15 protein-coding genes and 2 pseudogenes are annotated in these 16,626 nt (G+C 62.5%); 6 read left to right on the top strand and 11 right to left on the bottom strand.

What is annotated here, in order from left to right:
- Positions 1-122 precede the first annotated feature (122 nt).
- The 3 genes from lon to clpP form a co-directional block, all read right to left on the bottom strand.
- Complete coding sequence (lon, locus tag IQ26_RS24010) at positions 123-2,534, bottom strand: endopeptidase La (protein ID WP_145720799.1); 2,412 nt, start codon at positions 2,532-2,534, stop codon at positions 123-125.
- 281 nt (positions 2,535-2,815) lie between these two features.
- Complete coding sequence (gene clpX / locus IQ26_RS24015; protein ID WP_029353486.1) at positions 2,816-4,090, bottom strand: ATP-dependent Clp protease ATP-binding subunit ClpX; 1,275 nt, start codon at positions 4,088-4,090, stop codon at positions 2,816-2,818.
- Positions 4,091-4,384: 294 nt separating this feature from the next.
- The gene (clpP, locus tag IQ26_RS24020) at positions 4,385-5,014 is read right to left on the bottom strand and encodes an ATP-dependent Clp endopeptidase proteolytic subunit ClpP (protein ID WP_145720800.1); all 630 of its coding nucleotides are present in this window, start codon (positions 5,012-5,014) and stop codon (positions 4,385-4,387) included.
- Between the two features lie 333 nt (positions 5,015-5,347).
- On the opposite strand from clpP, the gene IQ26_RS24025 reads away from it, so the two are divergent.
- Positions 5,348-5,938: a hypothetical protein gene (locus IQ26_RS24025; RefSeq protein WP_145720801.1), complete on the top strand. Its 591-nt coding sequence runs from the start codon at positions 5,348-5,350 to the stop codon at positions 5,936-5,938.
- Between the two features lies 1 nt (position 5,939).
- Here the strand turns inward: IQ26_RS24025 and IQ26_RS24030 are convergent, their stop codons facing one another.
- Positions 5,940-7,043, bottom strand: a complete 1,104-nt coding sequence (locus IQ26_RS24030; RefSeq protein ID WP_145720858.1) for an NAD(P)/FAD-dependent oxidoreductase — start codon at positions 7,041-7,043, stop codon at positions 5,940-5,942.
- A 105-nt stretch (positions 7,044-7,148) separates the two neighbouring features.
- Between IQ26_RS24030 and IQ26_RS24035 the strand changes: the two genes are divergently transcribed.
- Entirely contained in the window at positions 7,149-8,396 is a 1,248-nt protein-coding gene (locus IQ26_RS24035; protein ID WP_145720802.1) for a cytochrome P450, read from the top strand.
- A 42-nt stretch (positions 8,397-8,438) separates the two neighbouring features.
- Here the strand turns inward: IQ26_RS24035 and IQ26_RS24040 are convergent, their stop codons facing one another.
- From IQ26_RS24040 to IQ26_RS24065, 6 genes are all read right to left on the bottom strand, one after another.
- Positions 8,439-8,789, bottom strand: a complete 351-nt coding sequence (locus IQ26_RS24040) for a cupin domain-containing protein (RefSeq protein WP_145720803.1) — start codon at positions 8,787-8,789, stop codon at positions 8,439-8,441.
- 21 nt (positions 8,790-8,810) lie between these two features.
- Positions 8,811-10,091 (bottom strand): O-acetylhomoserine aminocarboxypropyltransferase, encoded by a 1,281-nt coding sequence (locus IQ26_RS24045; protein WP_145720804.1) that lies wholly within the window; start codon positions 10,089-10,091, stop codon positions 8,811-8,813.
- Positions 10,092-10,237: 146 nt separating this feature from the next.
- The gene (locus IQ26_RS24050; protein WP_145720805.1) at positions 10,238-10,759 is read right to left on the bottom strand and encodes a CoA-binding protein; all 522 of its coding nucleotides are present in this window, start codon (positions 10,757-10,759) and stop codon (positions 10,238-10,240) included.
- Positions 10,756-11,532, bottom strand: coding sequence for an AAA family ATPase (locus IQ26_RS24055; protein ID WP_145720806.1), 777 nt, complete (start codon positions 11,530-11,532; stop codon positions 10,756-10,758). Before IQ26_RS24055 ends, IQ26_RS24050 begins: the two co-directional genes overlap by 4 nt.
- Before the next feature lie 13 nt (positions 11,533-11,545).
- Positions 11,546-11,968, bottom strand: a complete 423-nt coding sequence (locus tag IQ26_RS24060; protein ID WP_145720807.1) for a VOC family protein — start codon at positions 11,966-11,968, stop codon at positions 11,546-11,548.
- Between the two features lie 2 nt (positions 11,969-11,970).
- A complete protein-coding gene (locus IQ26_RS24065; protein WP_145720808.1) occupies positions 11,971-12,792 on the bottom strand; it encodes an enoyl-CoA hydratase in 822 nt (273 codons plus the stop codon).
- 150 nt (positions 12,793-12,942) lie between these two features.
- Here IQ26_RS24065 and IQ26_RS24070 point away from each other — a divergent pair, with 150 nt between their 5' ends.
- The 3 genes from IQ26_RS24070 (at position 12,943) to rpsI (ending at position 14,617) form a co-directional block, all read left to right on the top strand.
- Positions 12,943-13,437, top strand: coding sequence for a PaaI family thioesterase (locus IQ26_RS24070; RefSeq protein WP_145720809.1), 495 nt, complete (start codon positions 12,943-12,945; stop codon positions 13,435-13,437).
- Between the two features lie 231 nt (positions 13,438-13,668).
- A complete protein-coding gene (gene rplM / locus IQ26_RS24075; RefSeq protein ID WP_145720810.1) occupies positions 13,669-14,133 on the top strand; it encodes a 50S ribosomal protein L13 in 465 nt (154 codons plus the stop codon).
- A 1-nt stretch (position 14,134) separates the two neighbouring features.
- A complete protein-coding gene (gene rpsI / locus IQ26_RS24080; protein ID WP_145720811.1) occupies positions 14,135-14,617 on the top strand; it encodes a 30S ribosomal protein S9 in 483 nt (160 codons plus the stop codon).
- 103 nt (positions 14,618-14,720) lie between these two features.
- Here rpsI and IQ26_RS24085 read toward each other — a convergent pair.
- Positions 14,721-15,628 (bottom strand): annotated as a pseudogene (locus tag IQ26_RS24085) (LysR family transcriptional regulator).
- Positions 15,629-15,720: 92 nt separating this feature from the next.
- Between IQ26_RS24085 and IQ26_RS24090 the strand changes: the two are divergent.
- Positions 15,721-16,595 (top strand): annotated as a pseudogene (locus IQ26_RS24090) (aldo/keto reductase family oxidoreductase).
- Positions 16,596-16,626 lie beyond the last annotated feature (31 nt).

The raw sequence follows: 16,626 nt of genomic DNA on the forward strand, positions 1-16,626 counted from the left end.
CTTTAGCAATAGCTAACGCATGACCCCGAAAACCGGTTTCGGTTTTCGGGAAGGATCATGGCAGACTCAAAGGCGTTAGAGCGTCCTTTGCGTCCAATTGGACACGCAGCGCTCTAATGAGTCTAATGAGCAAGCGACTTGCCGGCGTCATCTCCGGCATCCACGGTAGCCGGCGCATTGACCGGTTCGACCCACTCGATCGGCTCCGGCATACGCACCAGCGCATGGCGTAGCACCTCGCCAACTCGCGAGACCGGAATGATCTCCATGCCGCTCTTCACGTTGTCTGGAATCTCCGCCAGGTCCTTGGCGTTCTCTTCCGGGATCAGCACCTTCTTGATGCCGCCGCGAAGTGCCGCAAGCAGCTTCTCCTTGAGCCCGCCGATCGGCAGCACCCTGCCGCGCAGCGTGATCTCGCCGGTCATCGCCACATCGGCCTTGACCGGGATCCCGGTCAGCACCGAGACGATCGCCGTCGCCATCGCCACACCCGCCGACGGTCCGTCTTTGGGGGTAGCCCCCTCCGGCACGTGGACGTGGATGTCGCGCTTGTCGAACAGCGGCGGCTCGACGCCGAAATCGATAGCCCGCGAGCGGACATAGGAGGCCGCCGCCGAGATCGATTCCTTCATCACGTCGCGCAGATTGCCGGTCACCGTCATGCGGCCCTTGCCGGGCATCATGACGCCTTCCACCGTCAGCAACTCGCCGCCGACTTCCGTCCAGGCAAGCCCGGTGACGACGCCGACCTGATCATCCGCCTCGACCTGACCGAAGCGGAAGCGCGGAACACCAAGGTAATCGGCGAGATTGTCCGCCGTGATGTTGATCGTCTTCTTCTTCGTCTTCAGGATCTCGGTCACCGCCTTGCGGCCGAGCTTCATCAGCTCGCGCTCCAAGCTCCTGACCCCCGCTTCACGGGTGTAGGTCTGGATGATGCCGCGGATCGCGTCCTCGCCGACGGAGAACTCCTTCGGCTGCAGCGCGTGATCGCGGATCACCTTGGGCATCAGGTGGCGCTTGGCGATCTCGACCTTCTCGTCCTCGGTGTAGCCGGCGATACGGATGATCTCCATGCGGTCCATCAAGGGCGCAGGGATGTTCAACGTGTTCGCCGTCGTCACGAACATCACGCTCGACAGGTCGTACTCGACCTCGAGGTAATGGTCCATGAACGTCGAGTTCTGCTCGGGATCGAGCACCTCGAGCAAGGCCGATGACGGGTCGCCGCGGAAATCCTGGCCCATCTTGTCGATCTCGTCGAGCAGGAAGAGCGGGTTGGACTTCTTCGCCTTCTTCATCGACTGGATGACCTTGCCGGGCATCGAGCCGATATAGGTGCGCCGGTGACCGCGGATCTCGGCCTCGTCGCGCACGCCGCCCAGCGCCATGCGGATGAACTCGCGGCCGGTCGCCTTGGCGATCGACTTGCCGAGCGAGGTCTTGCCGACGCCGGGAGGTCCGACGAGGCACAGGATCGGCCCCTTCAGCTTCTTCTGGCGGCTCTGCACGGCGAGGTATTCGACGATGCGGTCCTTGACCTTGTCGAGGCCGAAATGGTCGGCGTCGAGCACGTTCTGCGCGTAGGCTAGATCCTGCTTGACCTTGGAGTTCTTGCCCCACGGTATCGACAGGATCCAGTCGAGATAGTTGCGCACGACGGTCGATTCAGCCGACATCGGCGACATCGTCCGCAGCTTCTTCAGTTCGGCTTCCGCCTTTTCGCGGGCCTCCTTGGAGAGCTTGGTCTTCTTGATGCGCGCCTCGATCTCGGCGGCCTCGTCGCGGCCGTCCTCGCCCTCGCCGAGCTCCTTCTGGATCGCCTTCATCTGCTCGTTGAGGTAGTATTCGCGCTGCGTCTTCTCCATCTGGCGCTTGACGCGCGAACGGATGCGCTTCTCAACCTGCAGGACGGAGATTTCGGCTTCCATGAAGCCCATCGCCTTTTCCAGCCGCTCCTTGACCGAAAGCGTGGCCAGCATCTCCTGCTTCTCGGGGATCTTGATGGCAAGATGCGAGGCAACCGTATCGGCGAGCTTGGAATAGTCGTCGATCTGGCTGGCGGCACCCACCACTTCGGGCGAGATCTTCTTGTTCAGCTTGACGTAGTTCTCGAAGTCGGTGACGACGGAACGGGCCAGAGCCTCGACCTCGACCTCTTCCTCCTCCGGTTCGACCAGCGCCGTGGCGCGGGCTTCGTGGAAGTCGGGACGGTCGGTGAACGAGACGATTTTCGCGCGCGAGGCGCCTTCGACCAGCACCTTCACGGTGCCGTCCGGCAGTTTCAGCAGTTGCAGCACGTTGGCGAGCGTGCCGATGTCAAAGATGGCATCGGACTCGGGATCGTCATCGGCGGCATTCATCTGGGTCGCGAGCAGTATCTGCTTTTCCTGACCCATCACCTCTTCCAGCGCCTTGATCGACTTTTCACGCCCGACAAAGAGCGGAACGATCATGTGCGGGAACACGACGATGTCCCGCAATGGGAGGACTGCAAAGACGCCGTCGCTGGCAGCCTTGGATATTTTGGCCATTGTCCAACCTTTCATCTCGCGGCCGCCAATCGGCCAGCCGCGAATCTCATATTAACGACCGAGGATCGTTCCGCCTACCACCGTTTGTGACGGGAGTTTTACAGCACAGAATTCGGCACCACGGCCTTCCCCCGTTAGTTGGAGGCACGGGGGGCAAAGATCAAGGGTCAACACGAATCCGTTCATCCAATCGCCGTATCCGTTCATCATAACGCGGCACCTCCGCAACAGCAAAACGGCGCCTCGCGGCGCCGTTTAACATAGTCCATTGCCGGCTCACGTCAGGCGCTGACGTTGCCCTTCTTTTCCTTCTGCTCGGAATAGATGTAGAGCGGCCTGGCGTTGCCGGACACCACCTCTTCCGAAATAACCACTTCGCGCACGCCCTCCAGCGCCGGCAGCTCGAACATCGTGTCGAGCAGGATCGCTTCCATGATCGAACGCAGGCCACGCGCGCCGGTCTTGCGCTCGATGGCGCGCTTGGCGATCGCCGACAGCGCGTTCTCGTGGAAGGTCAGGTCGACATTCTCCATCTCGAACAGCCGCTGATACTGCTTGACCAGCGCGTTCTTCGGCTCGGTCAGGATCTGGATCAGCGCCGGCTCGTCGAGATCCTCCAGCGTCGCCAGGACAGGCAGACGGCCGACGAACTCGGGAATGAGGCCGAATTTCAACAGATCCTCAGGCTCGACCAGGCGAAAAACGTCGCCCGTGCGGCGATCCTCGGGCGAGGCGACGGTGGCGCCGAAGCCTATCGAGGTCTTGCGGCCGCGGTCCGAGATGATCTTGTCCAGCCCGGCGAAGGCGCCGCCACAGATGAACAGGATGTTGGCGGTGTCGACCTGCAGGAATTCCTGCTGGGGATGCTTCCTGCCGCCCTGCGGCGGTACGGAAGCGACGGTGCCTTCCATGATCTTCAACAGCGCCTGCTGCACGCCCTCGCCCGACACGTCGCGGGTGATCGAAGGATTGTCGGACTTGCGTGAAATCTTGTCGATCTCGTCAATGTAGACGATGCCGCGCTGGGCGCGCTCGACATTGTAGTCGGCAGACTGCAGGAGCTTCAGGATGATGTTCTCGACGTCCTCGCCGACATAGCCTGCCTCGGTCAGCGTCGTCGCATCGGCCATGGTGAACGGCACGTCGATGATGCGGGCCAGCGTCTGCGCAAGCAGCGTCTTGCCGCAACCGGTCGGGCCGATCAGCAAAATGTTGGACTTCGCCAGTTCGACGTCGTTGTTCTTGCCGGCATGCGCGAGGCGCTTGTAGTGGTTGTGGACGGCCACCGACAGCACGCGCTTGGCGTAGGGCTGGCCGATGACGTAGTCGTCGAGAACCTTGAGGATCTCCTGCGGGGTCGGCACACCCTCGCGCGACTTCACCATCGAGGTCTTGTTCTCCTCGCGGATGATGTCCATGCAGAGCTCGACGCATTCGTCGCAGATGAACACCGTCGGGCCGGCGATCAGCTTGCGCACCTCGTGCTGGCTTTTGCCGCAAAACGAGCAATAAAGCGTGTTCTTGGAATCACCGCCGTTGTTGCCGACCTTGCTCATTTCCATGTCCTTTCATAGCCGCCCGCCGATGGTCTGGTTGAAAGGGCGCATATTCAATCTATCGCGGGAAATCGCCGCCGCCAGTACCCGGCTCCCACAACGCATTCTGTACGAAACACATATCAGAAAACGTCGCAATGATTCGCATCAACCCCAAACAAAGCTAAGCCGTCGAAAATCAACATAGGCTTAACGTAGGCAATTGCTCCCGTCGAGGGAACAGCCAATTGTGGCCGAAATGCCGCAAGCCGCGCCAAAAGCGTGTTTTCCCGCCATCCAGCTGCCGACGCAGGCTTATGCGGCGGCAACCTCAGCCGGCTCGCGCGACGAAATGACCTTGTCGATGAGACCAAAATCCTTTGCCTCGTCAGCGGTCATGAAGTGGTCGCGGTCGAGCGTCTTCTCGATCTCCTCGTAGCTCTTGCCGGTGTGCTTGACGTAGACCTCGTTGAGACGGCGCTTCAGCTTGATGATGTCCTGTGCGTGGCGCTCGATGTCGGAAGCCTGGCCCTGGAAGCCACCGGAAGGCTGGTGGACCATGATGCGGGCGTTCGGCGTGGCGAAGCGCATGCCCTTCTCGCCTGCGGTGAGAAGCAGCGAACCCATCGAAGCCGCCTGGCCGATGCACAACGTCGACACCGCCGGCTTGATGAACTGCATGGTGTCGTAGATCGCCATGCCCGAGGTGACGACGCCACCGGGCGAATTGATGTAGAGGTTGATTTCCTTCTTCGGATTCTCCGCCTCGAGGAACAGGAGCTGCGCGCAAACCAGCGTCGCCATGCCGTCCTCGACCGGACCGGTGATGAAAATGATGCGCTCCTTCAGGAGCCGCGAGAAAATGTCGTAGGCCCGCTCGCCCCGATTGGTCTGTTCGACCACCATCGGAACGAGGTTCATGTAGGTTTCGACGGGGTTCTTCATGGACTATCCCTTATTGAAGATGGGATTCCGGCGCCGGAGATGAGCAAGTCGGGCAGAATCGGTTCTGGATCGTTGTCCTGTAAATAGGATGCCGGCTCACCCTAGCGCAAGGCCGCCCCTCCTAGCCATCCGGTTAAGTCGAATCAAGGTTTCTGCACAGGATTCGCCCGAAGCGGTACCGGCTGCTGTTGAAGCGGCGTGGCCGCGCCGTCGAGTAGCAGTTTCTTAACCGCGTCGCTTAACGAAATGTATCGAAATCGCTTTCCCCCGATCCGGCTTCCCTTACAATTCAACGTTGAACTTGTGTTTTGAAGTTCAAACAGGGGGAGTGCCATGATCAGGAAAACCGCTTCCTTGACCGTCGCCGGCATTGCCGTTCTCGGCATAGCGTCAGAAACGGCGGCCGGCGGCCGCGCCGTCGAGTGCTACCAGCAGGTCAACAGGCCGGCTGTGTATGAGACCGTCTACGAAAATGTGCTCGTCAGCCCGGCCGGCCAGCAGGTGAAGTATGATCCCGCGATCTACGGGACGCGCGAGCGCGTGGTGCAGATCGCGCCCCAGCGCGTCAGCTACGAGATCGTGCCTGCAGTCACCCGCACCATCTACCGCACGGTGAAGATCGATGACGGCGGCTATTCCTGGGAATGGCGCGTCATCCGTGGCCGCAAGGTGCTGTGCAAGATCAGGCACAAGGCGCGCTATGAACGCGTGGCCGAGACCGTAGTGGTGCAGCCGGAGCGTCAACGGCGCGTCGTCCTCCCCGCCGAGTATGAGAGCGTGGCCGAAGAGGTTTTGGTAAAGCCGGGACAGCGGCGGATCATCGACGTTCCCGCCTCCTACCAGACAGTGGCGCGCCGGGTGGTGGTCCGGGAAGGCTCGTCCGGCTGGCGGCGCGTGCACATGCCGAGGCATTGCCGGTATTAGGTCAGGCCGTTTCGGCCCGCAGCCACGCCTTCAAGCTCGCGACATCGCCATTACCGATGGACGCTGCAACGCGTCTGCCGACCGCCGCCCCGAACTTGTAGCCGTGACCGGAGCAGGCCGAGACAACAAGGCATTTGGCCTTCTCATGCGCCAGGAACTTCTCGTCGGCGGTGAAGGTGTAGGCGCAGGTGACGACCTCAGTCACCCCATACTCTTCAATACGGGCGATTGGCGGTGAAAACAGGTTGCGGATCGCCTCGCCCTCGCCCGCCACCGGCTGGCGGTTCCAGTCGGCGTCGCTGGTCGGCACCCTGTGCAGCCCTGAGCCGAATTTCATGCCGGCGCCGCCGGAGGGCGGGATCGCGTAGCCGTCGACGGCTCCGCCGACATCGAGGATGACCGGGGCCGCCGCCCATGCCGCTTTCATATCCGCCGGCGGTTCGACATAGGCAAGCGCGGTGCGATACGTCTTCAATTCGCCGCCCAGTTCCGGAAACAGTTTCAGCACCCAGGCGCCTGATGTGACGACGATGCGGTCGGCCTGCATCGTCTCGCCGCCTTCAAGCACGACCCGGCCGGCCTCGGCGTCGACCTCCGTCACCTTGCTGTTTTCGTAGACATTGGCGCCGTTCGCCCGCAGCCATTCGGCGAGGCCGAAGGCGATCTTGCGGCAATGCAGCGCCCCGCCGTCGGGCGAAAAATAAGCGTAGCGGAACGAGCCGGCTTCCAGGAACGGCCAGCGTTCGACCGCGGCGTCCGGCTCGAAAAGGTCGAACGGATAGTTCCCGGCTTCCATGCCTTCGCGATATTCCTCCGCCTCATCTCCCGGTTCGCGCGAAATGCAGAGGAAGCCACGTGGATCGAGATGGTTTTCACCGAGATCGGCCCACATCTCGTCCCAGGCTTCGTAGGCTTCGGTGATCAGGCGGCCATAGCCCGCCGCTGCGCCATAAGCGCGGCGGATGATGCGATGATGGTCGCCCGAAGCCGCGAGCGGATTGGGAATCGGTCCCTGCTCGACGATCGAGACCTGGTGCCCGGCCTTGACCAGCGACCAGGCCGTCGAAAGCCCTGCAATGCCTGCGCCAACCACGATCACATTCATCAAGTCAGTCTTTCCGCAGCCGCTTCGGCTGGCTCAACTCATTGGACATTCGGCGGCCAACATACGGTCTGGCACCAAGCTGGCAAGCCGCGCTAATTGTCTGGCATGAGCAAATTGATGCCGCCCTACATTGTCTTTGATCCAGCCACCCGCCGCCTGCGACTCGACCCGCACGAGCCGGCTTTTTTCCAGAACCCTTATGAAGCCTATGCCTTCATGCATGGCGCATCGAACGCCTTCTTCTGGGAGGAGTTCGGCTTCTGGTGCTTTGGCGGCTTCGACGACGTCAACCGGCTGCTGCGCGACCGCCGCTTTGGCCGCCAGAACCCGGCCGGCATCCCCGACAGCCGGGGCATTGGCCAGGACCGCACGCATGTCAAGGCGTTCGACGGCGTCGAGGCCAATTCAATGCTGGAGCTGGAACCGCCCGTGCACACCAGGCTCAGGACGCTGGTCAACCGCGCCTTCGTCTCGCGTCAGGTCGAGCGGCTGCGGCCGCGCGTCGAGGCGCTCGCCAATGAGCTGATCGACCGTTTCGAACCGGGCGAGGTCGACCTGCTGCCAGCTTTCGCCTCGCCTCTGCCGATCACCATCATTGCCGAAATGCTCGGCGTGCCGGTCGAGATGGGGCCGCAATTGCTCGACTGGTCGCATCGGATGGTCGCCATGTACATGCATGGCCGCACACGCGAATCCGAAGAGACGGCCAATCGCGCAGCACAGGATTTCTCGGACTTCCTGCGTGGCTATGTCGCCGAGCGGCGCAAAAGACCCGGCGATGATCTTTTGTCGCTGCTGATCGCGGCGCAGGAGGACGGCCAGAAGCTCTCCGAGGACGAGTTGGTGTCCTCGGCCATCCTGCTGCTCAATGCCGGCCACGAGGCGACAGTCCACCAAACCGGTAACGCCGTGCGCTCGATCCTCGCGCAAGGCGGCGACCCGCGCCGTTTCTTCACCTCGCCGGAAACGACAGCGGCGACCGTCGAGGAGTGCCTGCGTTTCGACGCGCCGCTGCACATGTTCACCCGCTATGCCTATGAAGAGATCGAGGTCGGGCCTGGGATCGTCCTGCACCCCGGCGAGACGGTCGGCTTGCTGCTCGGCATGGCCAACCGCGACCCGGCGGCTTTTGCCGACCCCCTCGCCTTCTGGCCGGATCGCGCGGACCAGAAGAACGTCTCGTTCGGTGCCGGCATTCATTTCTGCATCGGCGCGCCGCTCGCCCGGCTCGAATTGCAGGTATCGCTGAAGACCCTGTTCGGCCGGCTGCCGCAGCTCCGACTTGCCGAACAGCCGCGCTTCCGCGACACCTATCATTTCCACGGGCTGGAAACGCTTGCCGTGCACGTTTGAGAACGGATTATTTCCGCCGACAGGCAGGAGACCGGAGGACGATCAGAGCTTGATCACATACTCCTTGCGAGTCGTTTCAAGCACTTCCCAGCTTCCCTTGAAGCCCGGCCTGAGCACGAAACTGTCACCCGCCCTGACGGTGCGCGCCTCGCCGCCATCTTCTGATATCACCGAGACGCCCGACAGGATGTGGCAGAACTCCCACTCGTCATACTCGATGTGCCATTTGCCCGGCGTCGCCTCCCAGATGCCGGCATAGAGCCCGCCGTCGCGTTCCTCGACATTCCAGGTGCGGAACTTCGGATCGCCCGAAATCAGACGATCCGGTGCCGGTGCGCCAAGTTCCGGCTCGACGCTGTCGACATCGACGAAGAGAAATCTTGGCGCGGTCATGGAAGCTCCATTCAGCAGGGATCAAACCTTGGCGAGGGCCTGTTCCAGATCGGCGACGATGTCGTTGACATCCTCGATGCCGACCGAAAGCCTGACCGTATCCGGCCCAGCGCCGGCCGCGACCTTCTGCTCGTCGGAGAGTTGCCGGTGCGTGGTCGATGCCGGGTGGATGACCAGCGACTTGGTGTCGCCGACATTGGCGAGGTGGGAGAACAGTTCGAGCGCCTCGACGAATTTGACACCCGCCGCATAGCCGCCCTTAAGGCCGAAGGTGAACACCGCACCGGCGCCAAGTGGCGAGTACTTCTTCTGCAGCGCGTTGTTCTTGTCGCTGGGCAGGCCGGGATAGGACACCCAGGCGACCTTGGAGTGGTTGGACAGCCAGGCGGCGACGGTAACCGCATTGTCGCAGTGGCGCTGCATCCTGAGCGGCAGGGTTTCCAGCCCGGTCAGGATCAGGAACGCATTGAAGGGCGAGATCGCCGGGCCCATGTCGCGCAGGCCGAGCACGCGCGCGGCAATGGCGAAGGCGAAATTGCCGAAGGTCTCGTGCAGGACGAGGCCGCCATATTCGGGACGCGGCTCCGACAGCATCGGATATTTGCCGGATTTCGACCAGTCGAAGGTGCCGCCGTCGACAATGGCACCGCCGATCGAATTGCCGTGGCCGCCGATGAACTTGGTCAGCGAATGCACGACGATGTCGGCGCCATGCTCGATCGGCCGCACCAGATAGGGCGAGGCCAGCGTGTTGTCGACGATCAGCGGCAGACCGTGCTTGCGGGCGATGTCGCCAATCTTCTCGATGTCGACGAAGACGCCGCCCGGATTGGCCAGGCTCTCTATGAAGATCGCCTTGGTCTTTTCGTCGATCTGGCTTTCGAAGGTCGAGATATCATTGGTGTCGGCCCAGCGCACCTGCCAGCCAAAATTTTTGAAGGCGTGGCCGAACTGATTGATCGAACCGCCGTAAAGCCTAGTCGCAGCGACGAAATTGTCGCCGGGCTGCATCAGATTGTGGAAGACGAGCACCTGCGCGGCATGGCCCGACGCCACGGCCAGTGCTGCCGTGCCGCCTTCGAGTGCCGCGATGCGCTCTTCCAGCACCGCCTGCGTCGGGTTCATGATGCGGGTGTAGATGTTGCCGAAGGCTTTCAGCCCGAACAGCGAGGCGGCATGGTCGGTATCATCGAAGACAAAGGAGGTCGTCTGGTAGATCGGCGTGGCACGCGCGCCGGTCGCCGGATCGGGCTTGGCGCCGGCATGGACGGCGAGCGTGTTGAAACCGGGCGTACGGGTCATCGAATACCTCCCTTTATGAACCTTCTGGAAATCGCCGGGCATTCTTGGCGAAGCCCGGTTGCGAATGCAAAGAAGAAAATGCCGTTCGGTGCACGATCTGTGATCAGGAGGCGAGAAAATGCACGATTACCGGAATAACTTTCCGTCTACTTCTGGCGAACGCCGAAACTCTGGAATCCCGGCCGCATCAGCGGCTTCTTCGACGACAGCACGCCGGAATTAACGCCGGTCCAGCCGATCTCGCCCGACAGCTTGCCATATTCGATCTTGGGGCAGCGGTTCATCACCACCTTGATGCCGGCAGCTTCGGCGCGCGCGGCGGCCTCGTCATGGCGCACGCCAAGCTGCATCCAGATGACTTTCGGCAGCGGATCGAGCCGCAAAGCCTCCTCGACGATGGCCGGCGCTGCTGCAGGATTGCGAAAGACATCGACCATGTCGATCGGCTCGGGAACATCGGCGAGCCGGGCATAGGTCATCCGGCCGAGGATTTCCTTGCCGGCCTGGCCGGGGTTGATCGGGAACACCGAAAATCCCTTGCCCAGCAGGTACTTCAGCACGAAGTAGCTCGGCCGCACATCGTTGGCGGATGCGCCGACCATGGCGATGGTCTTCACCGAATTGAGGATGCCGGCGATATAGGCATTGTCGTAGGCGTCGTGATTCATGCCTCGTCCTCATACAGCGCTTCGGCGAGAAAACCATCCGGATCGCTGCAGAAATTGCGCATCATGCGGAAATGATCGGTGTCATGGAAACCGGTCGGGTCGAGCCCGAACCGGCTGATGCGAAACAGCCGCGCGCCGGGACAGGCCATCAGCAGCGGCGAATGCGTCGCCATGATCACTTGCGCCGTGCCTGATAGATCCATCCGCCGCAGCATCTTGAGAAGCTCGATCTGGCGCGTCGGCGACAAGGCGCTTTCGGGTTCGTCCAGAATGTAAATGCCCTGCTTGCGGCAGCGCTCCTCGAAGAAGCGGATGAAGCCCTCGCCATGCGACCAGGACAGGAAATCGGGCGGCGCCTCGTGAGCGTCCAGTGCCGCCTGATCGAGGTAGCGCGCCACGGAGTAAAAAGATTCGGCCCGGAAGAACCAGCCGGCGGTGACCTTCGGCAGCCAGTGGCCGCGCAGCGTTTCCGCCAGTGCCGCGCCGCTCTTGTCGATGGCGCGGGAGTGGTCGATGGGCATGTAGCCCTTGCCGCCGCCGGCCTCATCGTATCCGGCCAGAGCGCCGATCGCCTCGAGCAATGTCGACTTTCCGGTACCGTTCTCACCGACGATGATGGTGATCGGCGTGGTGAATTCGAGCTCGAAATCGTGGCTCCGGAAGATCGGCAGATTCCACGGGTATTTTTCCCAATCGGCGACCCGCGCCGGCTCGATCAGGATGCGCTTGAGGTAGGGAGCCTTCAGTCGCGTCAGTTGCTTGCGATATGCCATCTGGAAAGAAGGATCAGTCCGGCAGCGAGATGCTGCCGTCTTCCGCGATCGGAAAAGCCGGATTGTGCGCCACTTCCCAGATATGCCCCTCGGTGTCGGCGAAATAGCCGTACCAGCCGCCCCAGAAGGCGCGGCCGGCCGGCTTGACGATACGACCGCCGGCCTTCTCGGCCATCGCGAGCACGTCATCGACCTCCCTGTCGGAGCGGGTGTTGTAGGCAAGGTAGACGGCAGACGGCGCCGTGCCGAAGGTGATGCCTGAATCCGCTTCGGCGCTTTCGCGCGGAAACAGCCCTAGAATGACGCCGCCCATCTGGAAAAAGGCGACGCCGTCGGTGATCCCGGCATGGCGGGTCAGGCCCATCGCCTCGTAGAAGCGTGTGGCGCGGTCGAGATCGTCGACGGCGATGGTGATGATGGAGACGCGGGGCTCCATGTCTATTCCTCCGTCCATTTCGGCTTGCGCTTGCCGATGAAGGCGCCGATGCCTTCTTCCGCGTCGCGCGCCAGCATGTTGTCGACCATGACGCGGCCGGTGTAGGCATAGGCCTCGGCCAGCCCCATTTCGGCCTGCGCGTAGAAGGCTTCCTTGCCGGTCTTGACGACCAAAGACGATTTGGAGGCAATGGTTTGCGCGTATTTGGTGACAATCTGATTCAGATATTCGCGCGGCACCACACGATTGATGAGGCCGAATTCCTTGGCCGTCGCCGCATCGATCGTCTCGCCGGTCAAAAGCATCTCCATCGCATGCTTGCGCGAGACGTTGCGCGACAGCGCCACCATCGGCGTCGAGCAGAACAGGCCGATATTGACGCCCGGCGTGCAGAAGGTCGCCTCATGCGAGGCGATCGCCAGATCGCAGCTCGCGACCAGTTGCGCCCCGGCCGCCGTCGCCAGACCCTCGACCTCGGCGATCACCGGCCTGGGATGGCGCACGATCGCCTGCATCAGTGCCGCGCAAGCGGAAAACGTCTCCTCGAAGAACGCCTTGCCGCGATCGGCGTCGGCGCGGCGCGCGGTCATTTCCTTGAGGTCGTGTCCGGCGCAAAACACCTTTCCGGCCGCCGCCAGGATGATGACGCGGACGGATCTGTCCGATTTCGCGCGGTCGAGTTCCGCCATCAGCGCCGCCATGACCGCCAGCGACAGGGCATTGGCCGGCGGATTGGCGAGCGTCAGGCGCAGGACGCCCTCGTCCAGTCTCGCGACGACCGGACCTTCGGCAACAGCCGGCTTGATGGCGACGATTTCGGCCATGTTCTCCAACCTCTTCATCGGCCGGCGGCATCGGATTTGCAGGCCATGGAACAAAAGAACTAGCACGCTACCGATTGAAGAACAGCCTTGGGACGTGTTTTCTCGGCGGCGCGACCTCGTCCAAGCGCCTCGTCCTGAGACCGCTGGTCCATGCCGGCGCCATATACAGGAACCGCCTATGCCCGCGCCCAAGACAATCTCAAGCCGGTGCTGACCGCAGCGCAAGTCAACGCGCTGATGGAGACCGTCTACCCGCAGCTCAACGACCGGTTCACCTATTACGAGGCGATCGACGTGTTTCCGGGCGGCTGCACGGTGCGCCTGAATGCCGACGAGCGGCATTTGCGCCCCGGCGGAACGGTGTCTGGCCCGTCGCTGTTCACACTCGCCGACATTGGCGGCTATGTCTGCGTGCTTTCGCATGCCGGGCCGGATGCGCTTTCGGTCACCACCAATCTCAACATCAATTTTGTCCGCAAGGCCGAGGCCGGGCCGATCGACGGCCATTGCCGCATCCTGAAGCTGGGCAAGAGCCTGATGGTGTTCGACATCGACATCGTCGCCGGACCGGACGGACATACCGTAGCGCACGCGACGGGGACCTATTCGATTCCGCCGAGGCGAACCACCGATGTGGTAAAATAATACCTTTTATCTAAAGCTTTGTTTTTACTATATTTTACCTGTCATCTGGCTTTTCTCCAGCCTTGACGCCATAACCGCCCTCGCCTATAAGCCCTCACGAAGCAGCGGCCCGCAAAGGCCGCCGTTTTGTTATTGGCGGCGGGCAAGCGCTCTCCCTCAATCCAAGCAACAAGAAACGCCTTTCTCCTATTGTTCGAAAATGGGGAAGGTCCGAACCGAAAGCAGAAATCCATGGCAACCTTTTCGCAGAAGCCTGCGGATGTGGTGAAGAAGTGGGTGCTGATCGACGCCGAGGGTCTCGTCGTCGGCCGTCTCGCCACTGTCATCGCCAATCATCTTCGCGGCAAGCACAAGCCCACCTTCACCCCGCATGTCGACGACGGCGACAACGTCATCGTCATCAACGCCGACAAAGTGGTGTTCACCGGCAAGAAGTTCACCGACAAGGTCTATTACTGGCATACCGGCCACCCCGGCGGCATCAAGCAGCGCACCGCGCGCCAGCTGCTCGAGGGCCGTTTCCCCGAGCGTGTCGTCGAGAAGGCCGTCGAACGCATGATCCCGCGTGGCCCGCTCGGCCGTCGCCAGATGAAGAATCTCCGCGTCTATGCAGGCACGGAACATCCGCATGTCGCCCAGCAGCCCGTCACGCTCGACGTGGCCAAGCTGAACGCCAAGAACAAGAAGGTTTCGTAAGATGGCTGAGCTTTCCTCGCTCGCAGAACTCGGAACTGCTACCGGCAACACCAACACGCAGCCGGCTGCACCCGTCCATGTCCAGAAGCTCGACAAGTCGGGCCGCGCCTATGCCACCGGCAAGCGCAAGAACGCCATCGCCCGCGTCTGGGTGAAGCCCGGCTCCGGCAAGATCGTCGTCAACGACAAGGTGTTTGCCGAATATTTCGCGCGTCCGGTCCTGCAGATGATCCTCAATCAGCCGATCATCGCCACCAACCGCGCCGGCCAGTACGACATCGTCGCCACCGTCATCGGCGGCGGCCTTTCCGGCCAGGCCGGTGCCGTGCGCCACGGCATCTCCAAGGCGCTGACCTACTACGAACCGGCCCTGCGCGCCGTGCTCAAGAAGGGCGGCTTCCTGACCCGCGACAGCCGCGTCGTCGAACGCAAGAAGTACGGCAAGGCGAAGGCCCGCCGCTCATTCCAGTTCTCGAAGCGCTAAGGAGCGCTTGGGGCCAAGTTCCCGAAGCGCTACACAACTGCTCACTATCGAAAAGGCCGCCTCCGGGTGGCTTTTTCTTTTTTGCGAGACCAATCTGGCCCAATCACGATCGATCGGCCCGTGCCCTGATGAAGTCGATGAATGCGCGCAGTGGGGCCGGCACGAGGCGCCGGCCGGATAATAGAGGAACGGTCCCGAGAAGCTCTGCCACCAAGGTTCGAGCACGGGTTCGAGCGCACCGCTCTCGAAGTGCGGGCGAAGCCAGTCCTCGAACAGGCTGACGATGCCGGTACCGGCGATGGCTGCATCGACGGCGAGATCGGCCGCCCCGCCCAGGGTCACGAGAAGCGGGCCCGTCGGATCGACCAGCACAACCTCGCCGTCGCGCTCGAATTCCCACGGCGGCGGCGTACGGCCGGAGAAGCGGCCGCGCAGGCAGGCGTGGCCGAGCAGATCGCGCGGATGTTGAGGCCGGCCATGGCGATCCAGGTATGCAAGGCTGGCGGCGGTGGCGAAGCGCTGCACGCGCGGTCCGATCGGCACCGCGATCATGTCCTGCTCCAGCCGCTCGTCGTAGCGGATGCCAGCGTCGCACCCTTCCGCCAGCACATCGACAAAGCTCTCCTCGGCGATCACCTCCAGCCGGATGCCGGGATAGGCGGCGAGGAAGCGCGGAACGATACCGGGCAGCACCAGCCGCGCCGCGCTGACCGGCACGTTGAGGCGCAATGTACCTGCCGGCCGGTCGCGGAAGCCGTTCACCATGTCAAGTGCTGCCTCGACTTCGGTCAAAGCTGGGCCGAGCCGGGCCAGCAAGCTCGCGCCCGCTTCGGTCGGAGAGACACTACGCGTCGTCCGGTTGAGCAGCCTGACACCGAGCCGAGTCTCGAGGCGGCGCACCGCCTCGCTCAAGCCCGACGCGCTGCCGCCGCTCGCGCGGGCGCCTTCGCGAAAGCCGCCGGCACGCGCCACCGCCAGGAATGCGTTGAGATCACCCAGTTCGACGCTCACTGTTCGCTATCCTGCACAACTGTGCAGATAATAGCGGGTTATCGGGACAGCGGACAGCGTCTATTTCTTCCCCATCATTCAGGAGAAACATCATGTCCAGCATCGACCAGTCCGGCACGTTCACTCTCGGCGACCGCACCGTGAAGCGGCTCGGCTACGGCGCCATGCAACTCGCGGGGGCTGGCGTCTTCGGCCCACCCAAGGATCATGACGCAGCCTTGGCCGTGCTGCGCGAAGCCGTTGCCCACCGGGGTGAACCACATCGACACCAGCGACTTCTACGGCCCACACGTCACCAATCAGGTCATTCGTGAAGCGCTCGCGCCCTATCCCGACGACCTCACCATCGTCACCAAGATCGGCGCCCGCCGCGGCGCCGATGGCTCCTGGCTCCCAGCCTTCTCTCCTGAAGAGCTGACCCAGGCGGTGCACGACAATTTGAGCAATCTCGGGCTCGACGTGCTGGACGTGGTCAACCTCAGGATCATATTCGACGTGCATGAACCCGCCGAAGGGTCGATCGAAGAACAGGTCGCCACGCTGGCCGCTATACAACAAAAAGGCCTGGTGCGTCACATCGGGCTGAGCAACGCCACGTCAACGCAGATAAGAGAAGCACGGCGGATCGCCGAGATCGTCTGCGTGCAGAACCAATACAATCTGGCGCACAGAAGCGACGATGCCTTGATCGACAAACTCGCCCGCGACGGCATCGCCTATGTGCCGTTCTTTCCACTCGGCGGCTTCAACCCGCTGCAAGTCGTCTACCCTATCCGGCGTCGCTCAGCGCCTCGGCGTCACGCCAATGCAGGTCGCGCTGGCCTGGCTGCTCCACCGTGCGCCCAACATCCTTTTGATCCCCGGCACCTCGTCCGTCGAGCATCTCAGGGAGAACCTTGCGGCAGCTGACCTCGATCTGCCGGACGACGCCGTCAAGGAATTGGACGGCGTGGCGATGGCTGCCTGACGGCGCGACACAGGCGCCATACCTAGCGGGT

The organism is Mesorhizobium tianshanense, assembly GCF_007830515.1.
In the GTDB taxonomy this organism is placed as follows: Bacteria; Pseudomonadota; Alphaproteobacteria; order Rhizobiales; family Rhizobiaceae; genus Mesorhizobium; species Mesorhizobium tianshanense.